The 15253-nt window shown below is 70.0% G+C and carries 11 protein-coding genes and 1 pseudogene; 7 read left to right on the top strand and 5 right to left on the bottom strand.

What is annotated here, in order from left to right:
• Positions 1 to 255: 255 nt before the first annotated feature.
• Together QMX80_RS14400 and QMX80_RS14395 are read right to left on the bottom strand one after the other, a co-directional pair.
• Positions 256 to 1398: pseudogene (locus tag QMX80_RS14400) on the bottom strand (ribonuclease H-like domain-containing protein); the annotation flags it as partial.
• 2 nt (positions 1399 to 1400) lie between these two features.
• Positions 1401 to 3893, bottom strand: a complete 2493-nt coding sequence (locus tag QMX80_RS14395; protein WP_282277742.1) for a DEAD/DEAH box helicase — start codon at positions 3891 to 3893, stop codon at positions 1401 to 1403.
• Between the two features lie 289 nt (positions 3894 to 4182).
• On the opposite strand from QMX80_RS14395, the gene QMX80_RS14390 reads away from it, so the two are divergent.
• Together QMX80_RS14390 and QMX80_RS14385 are read left to right on the top strand one after the other, a co-directional pair.
• A complete protein-coding gene (locus QMX80_RS14390) occupies positions 4183 to 4638 on the top strand; it encodes a hypothetical protein (RefSeq protein ID WP_282277741.1) in 456 nt (151 codons plus the stop codon).
• A gap of 123 nt (positions 4639 to 4761) precedes the next feature.
• On the top strand, positions 4762 to 5787 hold the full coding sequence (locus tag QMX80_RS14385) for an AI-2E family transporter (protein ID WP_273085343.1): 1026 nt from the start codon (positions 4762 to 4764) through the stop codon (positions 5785 to 5787).
• Between the two features lie 15 nt (positions 5788 to 5802).
• On the opposite strand, the gene QMX80_RS14380 is transcribed toward QMX80_RS14385, so the two are convergent.
• A complete protein-coding gene (locus QMX80_RS14380) occupies positions 5803 to 6999 on the bottom strand; it encodes a DUF3667 domain-containing protein (protein ID WP_282277739.1) in 1197 nt (398 codons plus the stop codon).
• Between the two features lie 150 nt (positions 7000 to 7149).
• Positions 7150 to 7587, bottom strand: coding sequence for a nuclear transport factor 2 family protein (locus QMX80_RS14375; protein WP_282277738.1), 438 nt, complete (start codon positions 7585 to 7587; stop codon positions 7150 to 7152).
• A 154-nt stretch (positions 7588 to 7741) separates the two neighbouring features.
• Between QMX80_RS14375 and tmk the strand changes: the two genes are divergently transcribed.
• Together tmk and rlmF are read left to right on the top strand one after the other, a co-directional pair.
• Positions 7742 to 8419 (top strand): dTMP kinase, encoded by a 678-nt coding sequence (gene tmk / locus QMX80_RS14370; protein ID WP_082443499.1) that lies wholly within the window; start codon positions 7742 to 7744, stop codon positions 8417 to 8419.
• Positions 8420 to 8432: 13 nt separating this feature from the next.
• A complete protein-coding gene (gene rlmF / locus QMX80_RS14365; protein WP_282277737.1) occupies positions 8433 to 9410 on the top strand; it encodes a 23S rRNA (adenine(1618)-N(6))-methyltransferase RlmF in 978 nt (325 codons plus the stop codon).
• A 539-nt stretch (positions 9411 to 9949) separates the two neighbouring features.
• On the opposite strand, the gene QMX80_RS14360 is transcribed toward rlmF, so the two are convergent.
• Complete coding sequence (locus QMX80_RS14360) at positions 9950 to 10816, bottom strand: pirin family protein (protein WP_282277736.1); 867 nt, start codon at positions 10814 to 10816, stop codon at positions 9950 to 9952.
• A 125-nt stretch (positions 10817 to 10941) separates the two neighbouring features.
• Between QMX80_RS14360 and QMX80_RS14355 the strand changes: the two genes are divergently transcribed.
• The 3 genes from QMX80_RS14355 (at position 10942) to QMX80_RS14345 (ending at position 15181) form a co-directional block, all read left to right on the top strand.
• Positions 10942 to 11847 carry a LysR family transcriptional regulator gene (locus QMX80_RS14355; RefSeq protein WP_282277743.1) on the top strand — a complete coding sequence of 302 codons (906 nt, stop codon included), beginning with the start codon at positions 10942 to 10944 and terminating at the stop codon, positions 11845 to 11847.
• 67 nt (positions 11848 to 11914) lie between these two features.
• The gene (locus tag QMX80_RS14350; protein ID WP_282277735.1) at positions 11915 to 13087 is read left to right on the top strand and encodes an OmpA family protein; all 1173 of its coding nucleotides are present in this window, start codon (positions 11915 to 11917) and stop codon (positions 13085 to 13087) included.
• Positions 13088 to 13282: 195 nt separating this feature from the next.
• Positions 13283 to 15181, top strand: a complete 1899-nt coding sequence (locus tag QMX80_RS14345) for a peptidase M61 (protein WP_282277734.1) — start codon at positions 13283 to 13285, stop codon at positions 15179 to 15181.
• Positions 15182 to 15253 lie beyond the last annotated feature (72 nt).

Below are 15253 nucleotides of genomic sequence, written 5' to 3'. Positions count from 1 at the left end.
GGGGGGCGGTCGCGCGGGCCGCCGCCGGGCGCGGGGCTTTGGCGGGAAGGCGCCAGCGGGGCGTTGCCCCGCTCTACATGGGCCATGTCGGGGTGGTCTGTAGCGCCGGGCGATGCCCGGCGAGGGGCTTTGTCGGGAAGGCTCCAGCGGGGCGTTGCCCCGCTCTGCATGTGGGTCATGCCGCGTTGGTTTGTAGCGCCGGGCGATGCCCGGCGGGGCTTGGCCGGTGATGCTCCAGCGGGGCCTCGCCGCGCTCTATTCCGAAGCAGGTTGATGGTCGGGCGGCGGTGTGCGTTCGTCGGCCTCGGCCTGGACCAGGCGCAGGAACAGCTGCGCCAGCGTCACCACGTCCTGGTGATTGTGTTCGCCGACGCGGCGCAGGTTGCGCGCGCTGCCGCCGCGCAGGTAGTCCAGCCACGCGCCCGGCGCTTCGGAGCCGGGCAGGTCGTCCTCGCGCTGGATGCGCAGCAGCTGGCGCTCGATGGTCGCCAGCCGGCAGTTTTCCCAGGTGCCACGCCAGCGGCGGCGCGTCGGGAACAGCAGGTCCACATGGTCCAGCGCGGAAATCGGATCGCCGCGCCGGGCCAGCCGGTAGCGCGTCTTCAACAGCGGCGCGTCGTAGCAGCGGCCGTTGTAGCTGGACAGCACCGTGGTCGGCGCCAGCCAGGCGGCGAAGGCGTCGAGCATCGCACTCTCCGCGCCCATCGTGGACATCAGCAGCTGGCGCACGCGCAGCCCTTCGCCGCGCCGCGCATCGCGATGCCAGTCGGCCGCGCCGATCATGAAGGCGCGGGTGCCGGTGCCGCCGGCCAGGCCGGTGGTCTCGGTGTCGAAGAACAGCAGGTCCTGCGGCTGCACGGTTTCGTCCGCGCGCTTGCTGAAAGCCAGCGACAGCGGCTGCGCGGGAAGCGGCTGCGGCAGGAAGGTTTCGATCAGGCGCAGGCCGGGCGCGATCTCGATGCCGGGAAGGTCGCGGTCGATGGGGCCGTCGTGGTCGTTGCGCGGCGTGGGCGCCGCCGCGCGGTTGCGGGTGGCGAGCAGGCGGCGCAGGGCGTGCACGTCCTGCGGCCTGCCCGGGGAACGGGGCGCAGGTGCGGGTGTCGGCGTGGCCGGCCTGTGCCGGATCTGCTCGACCCAGCCGAAGACCGAGTCCTCGCGTGCGGGCGATGCCGGCAGCGCTTCGCCATGCGCCGGTGCCTGTCGCAGGAGTGGCTTCAGCCGCGAAGCCGATGAATCCGCCGAAGCCGGCGAAGCGCCCGATGCCTCCGAAGGAGAAACGGGCATTGCCTCGGCTTCCGACGGTAGTGGCTTCGCGGCTGAAGCCGCTCCCACGACGGCGGTTGCGGCATCGGCATGCCCGGCCTGCCTGCGCAGCGCCTTCAGTTTGTCCAGGCTGATGCTCATGGCAGCAGGTCGAGGGCCTCGTCCGCTTCGTCGGCCATGACCGCCTGCACCTGGTCGCAACGCGCGTCGGACAGCAGCGACAACACCTTCAACGCCAGCGAACGCGGCGTCTCGCCCTGGCCTTCCTCCTGCGCGGCCAGCACCGGGCCGACACAGGCCGGGCAGCCGGCATTGCAGTCGCAGCGCTCCACCAGTTCCAGCGCACGCTGCACCAGCTCGCCCTGGCGCAGCCACAGCGGCTCGCTCAGGCCCACGCCGCCGGGGAAGTTGTCGTACAGGTATACGGTCGGCACGAAGCTCTGCATCAGCTCCAGCGCGCCCTCGCCGCCCTCGTTGCCGCGCAGCTGGCCGCGGCCGGCCTGGTCGGCCACCGCGAACCAGGCGCCGTCGCCGTTGCCCACCGCTTTCTGCAGGTCGCGCGCGTCGGCCATCACCGCCACGGTGGCGACGATGTGCAGCGCGTACGCCGCGCCGAGGAAGCCATCCAGCGCGTCCTGTTTCTGCGCGAAGCTGCGCAGCAGCGTGGCCTGCGGCAGTTGCCACCACACCGCGGTGGTGTGCAGTTCCTGGTCGGGCAGGTTGACCGGGCCGTAGCCGATGTTCTCGTGCGTGTAGTAGCGGATCTTCTTGTAGCCGGCCACGCGCCGCACCACGTGTACTTCCCCGTGGTGCGAATCACCACGCCCGGCGCCATTGCCGTCGAAGCGGTCCAGCACCTTGAGTTTGGTGAAGTCGATGCTGTCGGTGTAGTAGTCCACGTGCGTGCGGGTGACATAGGCCTTGCGCCCGTCCCAGTCCAGCCGCTCCACCTGGTAGGGCGTGCTCTGCACCATGTGGATGGCGCCTTCGTACAAGGTCAGCGCAGCGGCGGAATAGTCCACCTCGGCGATGATCTGCTGCTTGCCATCGCTGCGGTCCACCACCACGAAGTTACCATCGGCCACCGCGCGCAGACTCACTGCATTGGCGGGATAGCTGTCGGCAATCCATTCCCAGCGGTCGCCTTCCTGATGCACCACTTCGGTTTCGGCCAGCGCCTGCAGGAACACCAGCGGGTCGATCGGGCCGAACGGCTCGCCGCTCATGAACGGCAGCTCGAAGGCCGCGCAGCGGATGTGGTCGAACAGGATCAGCGGCTGGTCCGGCGCGGTGCGCGCGTGCTCGGGCGTGGCGTTGGCGAAGAAGTCCGGGTGCCGCACCACGTACTGGTCCAGCGGTTGGCTGCTGGCCACCATCACGCCCAGCGCGGCCTGCTGGCGGCGGCCGGCGCGGCCGAAGCGCTGCCACGTCGCCGCCACGCTGCCGGGATAGCCGTTGAGCACCACCACGTCGAGCGCGCCGATGTCCACGCCCAGCTCCAGCGCCGAGGTGCTGACGATGCCGTCGATGTCGCCGGCGCGCATCGCGCGTTCCACTTCGCGGCGCTCGGTGGGCAGGTAGCCGCCGCGGTAGGCGCGGATGCGCGCCGGCTTGCGCGGGTCGTTGTCGAAGATGTCCTTCAGGTACTTGGTCAGCACTTCCACCATCAACCGCGTCTGCGCGAACACCAGCGTCTTCAGCCCGCTCTTGATCGCGATGCGGGCGATGCGGTTGGCCTGCGAGCGCGCCGAGGCGCGCAGGCCGAGGTCCGGATTGATGACCGGCGGGTTCCATAGCAGCACGTGCCTGGGCCCGGTGGGCGCGCCGGATTCGGTGATCGCATGCACCTGTTCTTCCACCAGCGCCTCGGCATGCGCATGCGGGTTGCCGATGGTGGCCGAGCACAGGATGAACTGCGGTTGCACGCCGTAGAACGCGCAGATGCGCTTGAGCCGGCGGATCACGTTGGTGACGTGGCTGCCGAACACGCCGCGGTAGGTATGGATCTCGTCGATCACCACGTAGCGCAGGTTCTCGAAGAACTGCGCCCACTTGGTGTGATGCGGCAGGATCGCCTGGTGCAGCATGTCCGGGTTGCTGACCACGATGTCGCCGTGCAGGCGGATAGCCTGGCGCGCGTCGCCGGGCGTGTCGCCGTCGAAGGTGAACGCCTTGACCCCGAGATCGCCGGCGCGGTTCAGCTCCAGCAGTTCGGCCACCTGGTCCTGCGCCAGCGCCTTGGTCGGGAACAGGTACAGCGCCTTGGCGTTGCCCCGCATCGCCGCGCTCACCACCGGCAGGGTGTAGCACAGCGACTTGCCCGAAGCGGTGGGGGTGACGATGGCCACGTGCTCGCCGCGCTGGGTGGCGTGCCAGGCTTCGGCCTGGTGCGAATACAGCTGCTCGATGCCGCGCGCCTTGAGCGCGGCCTTCAGTGCGTCGGGCACGTCGTCGGGGATCGGCGCGTAACGGCCTTCGCGGCCGGGAATCGTGAAGCTGCCGGTCACCCGGTCGCCGTAGCGCCGGGCCAGCCGCTGGCCGAGCAGCGCGCCATCGCGCGAGGGCAGGCCGTCGGTGGTCGCCAGCGCCCGTTCGCTGGCTTCGGTGCGGGGAGCGAGGGAAAACGCCATGCCGGTACTGCCGATCAAAGGACGGCATGGAAGCACAAAGCCGTCTCAGCCCGTGAGACGTCAGTGCCGGCCGCGGGCAGGCCATCGCCCGGCCATTCTGGGCGCCGGCTTGGGCGGCGCGCCGCCACGTGCCCGTATGTTGCCGCGCCCCGCGCAGCGCAGGCCACGGGATGGCGACACGAAGCCATGGCGTTCCCCGCCAACAAAATCCGAATCCGGCAGTTCGTAAACTGCCGGCCCGACGGGCGTGACGGAGGCGGCAACGGTGAAGGTGGGCAGGTGGCGGTCGATGACGATGCTTGGCGCTCTGCTGGCAGGCGCGGCGCAGGCGCAGCAGGCGTCGCCGCCCGTCGAGGATCCCTTGCCCGCCGCGGACGCCACGCCGCAGGCCGCCGAAGGGGTGAGGACCCTGGAGGAGGTGCGTGCGCTCAAACCCGAGGACGACCAGCCGCTGGACCTGTACCGCTTCCGCAATCCGGTGAAGGTCGAGTCCAACCGCTTCAGCCGTTCGTGGAGCGAACCGCCCACGCCCGAGCAGGTCAGCCAGAGCGGCGGTTACCTGATGATGGGCATCAACTACGGGCTGATGGCCGCGGCCAAGGGGCTGCACAACCTGACGGGCGGGCGCGACCAGATCCAGTCCGCCGTCGCCCGTCCGCCGCCGGAGCTGAGCGAGGAACAGCGGCGCCGCGCGCTGCGGTTCTGCGCGCGGCAGGAGGACTGCGCGGCGCCGCCCGGCAACTGAAGGCGGGGCCGGAGCGACTGCCGCACTGCGCACCGGGCCATCGCGCATCTGGAAGCCCCGGATCGGCACGTCCGGCCGCACTGCGATCGCCTACCATGGCGCATCTTCGACGGACCCGCCGCCGTGACCGACCTTCTTCCCCTGAAACCAGCGACGCCGCCGTCGCGCATCGCCGCCTGGTTGCTGATGCTGCTGGGCATGTGGGTGGTGCTGGAGCTGGGGCTGGTGGTGACCCTGCTGTCCGGCCTGCTGGTGTTCCACCTCAGCCACGTGCTGGCCTCGACCGTCGAAGGCAGGCTGCCCCCTGGCCGCGCGCGGGCGATCGCGGTGGTGGTGCTGTCGGTGGCGGTGGTCGGCCTGCTCAGCCTGGCGATCGTCGCGGTGGCCTCCTTCTTCCGCAACGAGACCGGCGGCCCGGACGCGCTGCTGGGGCGGCTGATGGAGATCCTCAACACTTCCCGCCACCAGGTGCCGGCGCTGCTGCAGCCCTATATCCCCGAGGACATGCAGGCGCTGCGCGCAGGGGTGAACGAATGGGTTGCCGAACACCGCCGCCAGCTCGGCGTCGCCGGCACCTCGGCGGTGCAGGTCAGCGTGCGCGTGCTGATCGGCATGGTGCTGGGCGCGATGATCGCGCTGTACGACGAACTGCCGCTGCCGCGGATGGGGCCGCTGGCGCGGGAGCTGGTGGGCCGCACCAGCCGTCTGGCCACCGCGTTCCGCCAGGTGGTGTTCGCCCAGGTCAAGATATCCCTGCTCAATACCCTGTTCACCGCCATCTTCCTGCTTGGCGTGCTGCCGCTGCTGGGCATGCACCTGCCGCTGGCCAAGACCCTGGTGCTGATCACCTTCATCGCCGGCCTGCTGCCGGTGGTGGGCAATGTCATCTCCAACACCGTGATCACCATCGTCGCGCTGTCGGTGTCGTTCTACGTCGCCGTGGCCGCGCTGCTGTTCCTGGTGGTGATCCACAAGCTGGAGTACTTCCTCAACGCGCGCATCGTCGGCGGCGAGATCCGCGCCCATGCCTGGGAACTGCTGCTGGCGATGCTGGTGATGGAAGCGGCGTTCGGACTATCGGGCCTGGTCGCCGCGCCGGTGTTCTACGCCTACGTCAAGCGCGAGCTGGTGGACCAGGGCTGGGTCTGAGGGCGCCCCCGGCGGTCAGGACGATACGCCCGCCAGCACCGCGTACATCACCACGAACAGCACCAGCCAGAAATAGACGCTGCCGATGAACACGTAGCGCGGCAGCGTCGCCCACCAGCGGCCGCCGTACACGCGTTGCTGCATCCACAGCAGATACACCGGCACCGACACCCAAAGCAGCGCGAGCGTGAGGTTGCCCAGCGCATTGACCACCGGGTTTCCCGCCGCATGGGTGATGCCCATCGTCAGGAAGGTGGACAGCAGTACCAGCATCAGCCACGCATGGCTGTACAGCGCCACCACCAGGTGTTCCAGGTAACCGATGCCCCGGCCCAGGTAGGCCATTCGCAGCACCAGCGCGAAGATCGGCATCAGGAAGAACAGCGCACCGGGCAGCGCGGTGAGGATGGCCTGCACGTACAGGTCGGTCTTGCGGCCCATGCGCTGGACATTGGCCTGGCCGTTGGCCAGGCGCCGGTTGAGCCAGTTGTTGAAGAACTGCGGCATGCTGGAGAACACCACCGGGTTGGTGTCCGGGTCCCAGGGTTTGCCGTTGATGTCGTGGGCGAAGAAGGTGCCATACCCGTCCCCGCTGGCACGGCCCGCCGCCTGCGCGGCGCGGTTCATGGCGGCGCTGGTGGTGCTGTGCGCCTGCTGCTCCAGTTCGGCCGCGCGCTGCGCGGCGGCGGTGTTGACCGCGGCCATCGCCATCGCGAAGGCCGCGGCGGCGGTCGGCGAGTCACTTTGCTGTGCTTCGATCTCGGCCACCTGCGCGGCGCGCATCGTCTCCACTTCCTGCACGGTCCTGGCGCTGGCGAACAGCGCGTTGTCGCCGCCGCTCATGCGCATGTCATCGGCATGCACGGTCAGCTTGCCGACGAAGAAGGTGAACAGGGTGAGGATCACGAACAGCCGCAGCGGCTGCACATAGCCCACGCGGTGGCCCTTGAGGAAGTTGACCGCCACCCGGCCGGGTACCAGCAGGTCGCGCAGGGTGCGGAAGATGCGCCCGTCCAGGTGCCAGAACGACTCGAACACTTCCTCGATCGCATGGCCCACGTGCTTGAGCGGGTTGTGCGCCGACTGCCCGCAGGCATGGCAGTAGTGGCCATGCAGGGCGGTACTGCAGTTCTCGCAGGCGCCATGTCCATGCGCGGCTTGATCAACAGCAGCCTGTTGCTCGGTAACGGGCGAAACGTCGGCCTGGCTCATGTGGCTGAAGGTGGCGGCTCACGGAAGCCGCATACGATAGCGGTGTTTGCTGATGTTGTTCAGCACGGATTTAGGCGTGGCGCGCCGAACTGCGATGCCCCGCTTGGTAGGGATGGGGAAGGGAGAGGGGGCTGGACGGAGCGGACCGGCTCAGCTGCGCGGTCGCGGCTTCCGGTGCCAGAGCGCGTTGACGATCACCCAGCGGCCGTCGAAGCGGCCCATCTGCAGGTGATCGATGAACCACGGGCTTTCCAGCCGCACCGTGGCGATGTCCTCGTCCACCTGCAGCACCGTCACCGTGCGCTGCCACTGTTCGCGCGGGGTCTTCAGCGCGCCTTCGCGGGTGTAGCGGATCAGTTCGTCCGAGCTCATCCGCCCCAGCCCGAGGGTCTCGTTCGGGTTGGCCACGATGTTGCGCTTGGCCAGGTCCGGGTGCAGCGCCCGCGTCACCCGCGCCACGTCGCCCTCCAGCTGCCCGTCCATGTAGTCGTAGGCGGTGGCTTCGATGGCCTGCAGCGTGGCCGCGTCCGGCGGCGCCGCGCAGGCGCTGCCGGCGGCCCACAGCATTCCCAGTACGAACAACCGCATTGCAGCTGACGGCATGGTGGCGCGTTCCCGATCGTGGATGCCGACAGCGTGCCAGCTGCCGCGCCGGCGGCCATGGGCCGGTAGTCACCGGCCGCACGGGCCGCAGGCCCGGGAAAGGGTGGGTGCGCCGGACCGCTTCGGCTAAAGTACCGCGATGACGAAAGAGCACATTCCCGGCGGCCTGTTGATCGCCATCGAGGGCATCGACGGTGCCGGCAAGTCCACGCTGGCGCGGGCGCTGGCCGCTGCGCTGGAGCAGGCGGGCGCCGAGGTGGTGCTGAGCAAGGAGCCGACCAACGGACCGTGGGGCACGCAGTTGCGTGCATCGGCGGCGACCGGCCGGCTGAGTCCGCAGGAAGAAGTGGACCTGCTGCTGCGCGACCGCCGCCAGCATGTCGAGGAACTCGTGGCGCCGGCGCTGGAGCGCGGCGCGGTGGTCATCCTGGACCGCTATTTCCCGTCGATGGTGGCCTACCAGGGCGCGGCCGGGTTGCCGGTGGACGAGCTGCTGCAGCTCAACGATTTCGCCCCGCGCCCGCACCTGCTGCTGCTGCTGGACCTGCCGCCGGCCACCGGGCTGGCGCGCATCCGCGCGCGTGGCGACGTGCCCAACCATTTCGAGACGGCGCAGAACCTGGAGCGCTGCCGGGCGATCTTCCAGCAGCTGGATTTCCCCGGCAAACAGGTGATCGACGCCAGCCGCAACGAGGCCGACGTACAGCGCGATGCGCATGCGGCCATCGCCGCCGCGCTGGCCCTGCGCTCCGACGGGAAGGATGGACTGCTGCGGCGCTTCCAGGGGCAGGATGGGGTGCCGGCCGCGAGCCGCTGACTCCCGCCCGGCCATGCCGACGCCTCCGCACCCGGCAAAGCGGCGCCCCTCACCGGCGGCCGTGGGCCTGCATCCGCGCAACCGCCATCAGGGCCGTTACGACATGGCCCGCCTGGTGGCGGCCAACCCGGCGTTGCGCGCACACCTGCGCCGTACTCCGGACGGCGGGCAGAGCATCGATTTCAGCGATCCGGCTGCGGTGCGCGAACTCAACCGCGCGCTGCTCGCCAGCGACTACGGCATCGCGCATTGGGATATCCCCGACGGCTACCTGTGCCCGCCGGTCCCGGGCCGTGCGGACTACCTGCATGGCCTGGCCGACCTGCTGGCGGCGGACGACAACGGTGCGATTCCCCGCGGGCCGGACGTGTGCGCGCTGGATGTCGGGGTCGGCGCCAACTGCATCTATCCGCTGTTGGGGAATGCGGAGTACGGCTGGCGCTTCGTCGGCAGCGATATCGAACCGGTTGCCCTGCAGTGTGCCGGCGCCAATGTCCGCGCCAATGGCCTGCAACAGGCGATCGAACTGCGCCAGCAGCATGCGCGCGGCAGCCTGTTCGCCGGGCTGGTGCAGCCGCAGGACCGCTTCCACCTGACCCTGTGCAACCCGCCGTTCCATGCCTCGGCCAAGGAGGCCGCGGCGGGCAGCCAGCGCAAGCGGCGCAACCTCGGCGCCGACACCGCCGCGGCGCGCGGCAAGCCGCCGCCGTTGAACTTCGGCGGGCAGGCCAACGAACTGTGGTGCACCGGCGGCGAGGCTTCGTTCCTGCGCCGCATGATCCGCGAGAGCGTGGCCGTGCAGGCGCAGGTACTGTGGTTCAGTTCGCTGGTCGCCAAACGCGAGCATCTGGCCGACCTCCACCGGCAACTGGCCAAGGCCGGTGTCGCCGAGGTGCGCGAGGTGCCGATGGCGCAGGGCAACAAGCAGAGTCGGTTTCTGGCGTGGAGCTTCCATGCGCCGGCCGTGCGCGCGGCGTGGCTGCACGGATGAGCCGGGGGCGGCCGGAGCGCATTTCCAGGGCAGTGCTTTCAGCGACAGAACGGCGGACCGGCATCAGCGCGCCCACCGTGGACACGGTATCGCCGGGCACCCGCATCCACGCCAGCAGGTCGATGCCCGGGCGGTGCATGGAATCGGCCGAGGGTGCGGACCAGTAGCTTCGGTCGAGGTTCGCTTCCAGCTGCCGCACGCCCTTCGGCAGCAGGGTCAGGATGGCTATCGGCGCCAGGCCGGGGCTCATCGCCCGCAAGCCGCCACAGCGCCCTTCGGCGCCGCGATTGCACCGGTTGGAAGCATCGGTTCGACCAGGTGCTGGAGGGCATGCCCGCCGATCCGCTGCGGGCGGGCAGCGGCCCGCAACGGCGCGGGCTTCCGCGCGAAGGGCGATGCACCTTGAAGCGCGGATCGCGTGCGTCCTGCCGTCGATCAGGTCAGCCGCGCCGCGGGGCCAGCGGCATCGTCGATGCGTGCCGCTGCCTGCGCCTTCGGCCGTGCAGGAGCCGCCGCACCCGACGGTGCGGCGGTGGCAGTCAGGCGGCGATCCTGCCGAAGCGGCCGCTGCGGAAGTCGTCCATCGCCTGGGCCAGTTCTTCCTGGGTGTTCATCACGAACGGGCCGTAGCCGGCGATGGGCTCGTCGATGGGTTCGCCGGCCAGCACCAGCACGGTGGCGTCGGCATTGGCTTCCAGCTCGACCTGGCCGGCGCTGCGGTCGAACAGCACCATCTGGCCTTCGCGCGCGACCTGGCTGCCGTTGAACAGCACGGTGCCGCGCAGCACCACCATCGCCACGGTGTGGCCTTCGGCGAAATCCAGCGTGGCATGGCGGTCGCGGGTCAGGCGCAGGTCCCACACGTCCATCGGCGTGTGGGTGCGGGCCGGGCCGCGCTGGCCGCCGAATTCGCCGGCAATCACGCGCACCGTGCCGGCTTCACTGGCCAGCGGCACCACCGGGATGTCGGCATTGGTGATGTTCTGGTAGCCCGGCGCGGCCATCTTGTCGCTGGCCGGCAGGTTGACCCACAGCTGCACCATTTCCAGGCGGCCGCCGCGGCGGGTGAAGGCTTCGGAGTGGAACTCCTCGTGCAGGATGCCGGAGGCGGCGGTCATCCACTGCACGTCGCCCGGGCCGATCTCGCCGCCGGCGCCGGTGGAATCGCGGTGCGCGACTTCGCCGTCGTAGACGATGGTGACCGTCTCGAAGCCACGGTGCGGGTGCTGGCCGACGCCGCGCGGGGTCGATGCCGGCGCGAACTCGGCCGGGCCGGCATGGTCCAGCAGCAGGAACGGGCTGAGCTGGCGGCCGTGGGTGTTGTAGGAGAACAACGAACGGACCGGGAAGCCGTCGCCGACCCAGTGCGGGCGAGGGGCGCTGTAGAGGCCGCTGATCTTCTTCATGTGTCTGCTCCTTGGGCGGCGCGGGGGGCGCCGGCGATGGGCAAACGATAGGCGTGGAACGCTGCACCCGGTAGCCGGCGAAAAGTGGTCTCATAGTCCCATCTGGTGAACGATGGATGCCTGCGATGCAGGACCTGAACGACCTCTACTACTTCGCCAAGGTGGTCGAGCACGGCGGCTTCGCCCCGGCCGGACGCGCGCTGGGCGAGCCCAAGTCCAAGCTGAGCCGGCGCATCGCGCTGCTGGAGGAACGGCTGGGGGTGCGGTTGATCCAGCGTTCGACCCGGCACTTCTCGGTGACCGAGGTCGGGCAGACGTTCTACGCGCATTGCCGGGCGATGCTGGTCGAGGCCGAGGCGGCGGCCGAATCCATCGAGATGACCCGTTCCTCGCCGCGCGGCATCGTGCGCCTGAGTTGCCCGACGATGCTGCTGGAGTTCCGCGTCGCGGCGATGGTGGCTGGCTTCATGGCCGGATGCCCGGACGTGCAGGTGCATCTGGAGGCCACCGACCGGCGCGTGGACGTGATCGCCGAAGGCTTCGACCTGGCCATCCGCGTGCGGCCGCCGCCGCTGGAAGACAGCGACCTGGTGCTGAAGGTGCTGGCCGAGCGCACGCAGTGCCTGGTGGCGGCGCCGGCGCTGCTGGAACGCCATGGCCCGGTGCACGGCCCGGCCGACCTGCCGTTGCTGCCGAGCATGGCGCTGGGCGTGCCGCAGGGCGAGCACGCCTGGCATCTGCTGGGGCCGGATGGTGCGGTGGCCGATGTGCCGCATGCGCCGCGGCTGGTCACCCGCGGCATGGCGGCGCTGCGCGAGGCCGCGCTGGCCGGGGTGGGCGTGGCGCAGCTGCCGGCGATGGTGGTGCGCGACGCGCTGCAGGACGGACGCCTGCTGCGGGTGGCGCCGGACTGGGCGCCGCCGAAGGAGATCGTGCACGCGGTATTCCCGTCGCGGCGCGGCCTGCTGCCCTCGGTGCGCCTGTTCCTCGATCACCTGGCCGGGAGCTTCGCCGCGCTGGACGAAGCCTGAGGCCGCCAGTCACGGGACTTGAATGTGTTTTCGCCGAAAGTATGCCGAGATCCCGAGGAGTTGCCGCATGCGCCTGAAGAACCTGTCGCTGGCCTGCCTGGCCCTGCTGGCGTCGGCATGCAGCCCGCCATCGCCACCGGCATCCACGCAACAGGAAGCGGCCGCGTCGGCGGCGGGGGCGACGAAACCGGATGAAGCGTCCTTGGCCGATGGCGGCTTCGAGTTCCCGGCGATCCCGCCGATCATGGTGCCCAGCCTCGTCGGCAGCGGCCCGGCGCAGAAACAGCTGGAAGCCTCGATGCAGGCGCTGATCGACCCGGTGGCCGGCATCAGCGTGCGCCCGGCCAACTGCGCCACCGATGGCGGCCTGGTCAACGAGAGCGGCTTCACCAATGTCGATGCCGCCGGCAACCTGCGGCGCATCGGCAAGGAAGGCGTGTTCGAGGTCGCCAGCGACGGCAGCGGCCTGGCGGTGACCGATGAGGACGTGGTGCAGGTCAACCCCGACGGCAGTGGCCGCATCGTCAACGGCGCCAGCACCTTCGAGGTGAAGGCCGATGGCTCGGGCACCTATGTCGGCGAGTTCGGCCATATCGCGCTGGACGGCAAGGGCGGTGGCAGCTGGGTGGGCGACTTCGGCAGCATCGAGAACCACGGCGACGGCTCGGGCCGGTGGGTGGGCGAGGAAGGCAGCATCGAGGTGCGCGCCGATGGTTCGGGGCGCTGGATCGGCGGGCCCGAAGGCATCGCCGAGAACCGCGGCGACGGCACCGGCACCGTGGGCGCGGTCGCGCGCGAGGTGCGCATGGCGCCGCTGCCGCCGCTGCCGCCGGCCGGGCGCTTCCCGCCGCTGGACAAATTCAGGCCCTCCGGCGCGCCATGCGGCTTCGTCGTCACCCTCAGCGACAAGGTGCTGTTCGATTTCGACAAGGCGCAGGTGCGGGCCGACGCGGGCAAGATGCTGGACGTGCTGGCCACCGCGCTGGGAAAGGTGCCGGGCAGCGCGATGGAAATCCGCGGCCATACCGACGCCAAGGGCAGCGACGACTACAACCAGGACCTGTCCGAACGCCGTGCACTGGCGGTAGTGGCGGCATTGCGCCAGCGCGGCGTGGCGCAGGACGCCAGCGCCCGCGGCTATGGCGAGTCGCAGCCGGTGGCGCCCAACACGGTGGATGGCAGGGACAACCCCGGCGGCCGCCAGCTCAACCGGCGCGTGGAGATCTTCGTGCGGACCTGAGCCTAGAACGGGGCCGGAGCCGGTTTTCCCCTGTCCGCACGACGCGTGCCGGATGAGGGGGTAGATCCGGCTCGGGGCCAGGTTGCGTCGTTCCGGACACATGCCGAACGACCCGTGCGGCGTCGGCCGGATCCGGCGATCATCGACGGATCCGAACCGACGAGAGATCCGCCGATGCACGCAATCCGCCCCGCCATGCTGGGACTGGCGCTGATGGCCGCCATGGGCCTGGCGCATGCCGCCCCCGACGTGCCGAATACCGACGCACGCGGCGTCGCCATCAGCGAAGCGGCCTACCCGGGCACGATCACCTTGGACGTGGATGCCACCGACCTGGGCCAGCGGGTGTTCAAAATCCGCCAGACGGTGCCGGTGCAGCCCGGCCTGCAGCGCTTCCACTACCCGGCATGGCTGCCTGGCAACCATGCCGCCAGCGGCGCGATCGAGAAGCTGGCCGGGCTGGTCGTGACCGGCAACGGCCAGCGCCTGGAATGGACGCGCGACCCGCTCGATGTCTTCACCTTCAACGTGCAGGTGCCGGCCGGCGTGAGCGAGCTGCGCATGGACTACCAGTTCCTCAGTCCCACCGATTCGGCGCAGGGGCGCACGGTGATGACGCCGAACATGCTCAACCTGCAGTGGATCGCGATGGTGCTGTACCCGGCCGGCCACGCCGCGCACGCCATCACCTACCGCGCCAGCGCCCGCTACCCGCAGGGCTGGGAAGCGGCCAGCGCGCTGGACGTGGAGCGCCGCGACGGCGATACCGTGCACTACGCGCCGACCAACCTGGAAATCCTGGTGGACTCGCCGGTGTTCGCCGGCCGCTACCACAAGACCTTCGACCTGGCCCCGGCCGGCACCCGCCCGGTGCGCCTGAACGTGTTCGCCGACCGTGCCAAGGACCTGGAAGCCAAGCCCGAGCACATCGAACAGCACCGCGCGCTGGTGACGCAGGCGCGCAGGCTGTACGGCGCCGAGCACTACAACCACTACGACTTCCTGTTCGCGGTGACCAGCCAGCTCGGCGGCATCGGTCTGGAGCACCAGCGCTCCAGCGAGAACAGCGAGGACCGCGACTACTTCAGCGGCTGGGATGCCAAGGTCGGCAGCAGCGACCTGCTCGGCCACGAGTACACCCATTCCTGGGACGGCAAGTACCGGCGCCCGGCCGACCTGGCCACGCTGCACTACAACGTGCCGATGCAGGGCAGCCTGCTGTGGGTGTACGAGGGCCAGACCCAGTACTGGGGCAACGTGCTGACCGCGCGTTCCGGCATCCGCCCGATGGACGCCTCGCGCGATGCGTTGGCGCAGGTCGCGGCCACCTACGCCGACAACCGTCCCGGCCTGGCGTGGCGCTCGCTGGGCGACACCACCAACGACCCGGTGATCGCGCGGCGCAAGCCCAAGCCCTACCGCGGCTACCAGATGAGCGAGGACTACTACCAGGGCGGGCAGATGCTGTGGCTGGAAGCGGACGTGCGCATCCGCAGCCTGAGCAAGGGCAAGCGCAGCCTGGACGACTTCGCCAAAGCCTTTTTCGGCGTCAACGACGGCCAGTGGGAACGTCCGGACACCTATACCTTCGAAGACGTCGCCGCGACCCTGGAACAGGTGCAGCCCACCGGTGACTGGACGCAGTTCCTGCGCGACCGCGTCGAGCACCGCGCCAGCCTCACCGGCGGCATCGAGGCGTCCGGCTGGAAGCTGGTCTACAGCGAAAAGCCCAGCGCCTATTACAAGTCGATGATGAAGGGCCGCGGCGCCAGCTTCATCTACTCGCTGGGCATGTCGCTGGACAGCGGCGGCCGCATCGGCGAAGTGCGCTGGGACGGCCCCGCCTTCAACGCCGGCTTCGGCAGCGGCATGCAGGTACTGGCGGTCAACGACCTGCAGTACAGCGCCGACGAACTGGAGGAAGCGGTGCGCGCGGCCAAGGACGGCAGGCAGCCGATCCGCCTGCTGGTCAAGGACATGGACGTGTACCGCACCCTGAGCATCGACTACCACGGCGGCCTGCGCTACCCGTCGCTGCAGCGCATCGAGGGCACGACCGACTACCTGACGCCGATCCTCAGCGCCCGCAGGTAAGTAGGCATTACCCGTAGGAGCGGCTTCAGCCGCGAAGGGCTCTACCGGCAAAGCCCCATCGCGGCTGAAGCC

This window comes from Stenotrophomonas sp. PS02297 (genome assembly GCF_029959705.1).
In the GTDB taxonomy this organism is placed as follows: domain Bacteria; phylum Pseudomonadota; class Gammaproteobacteria; order Xanthomonadales; family Xanthomonadaceae; genus Stenotrophomonas; species Stenotrophomonas nitritireducens.
Note: the sequence above shows the minus strand (reverse complement) of the source record. Positions and strands in the feature narration are given on the sequence as shown.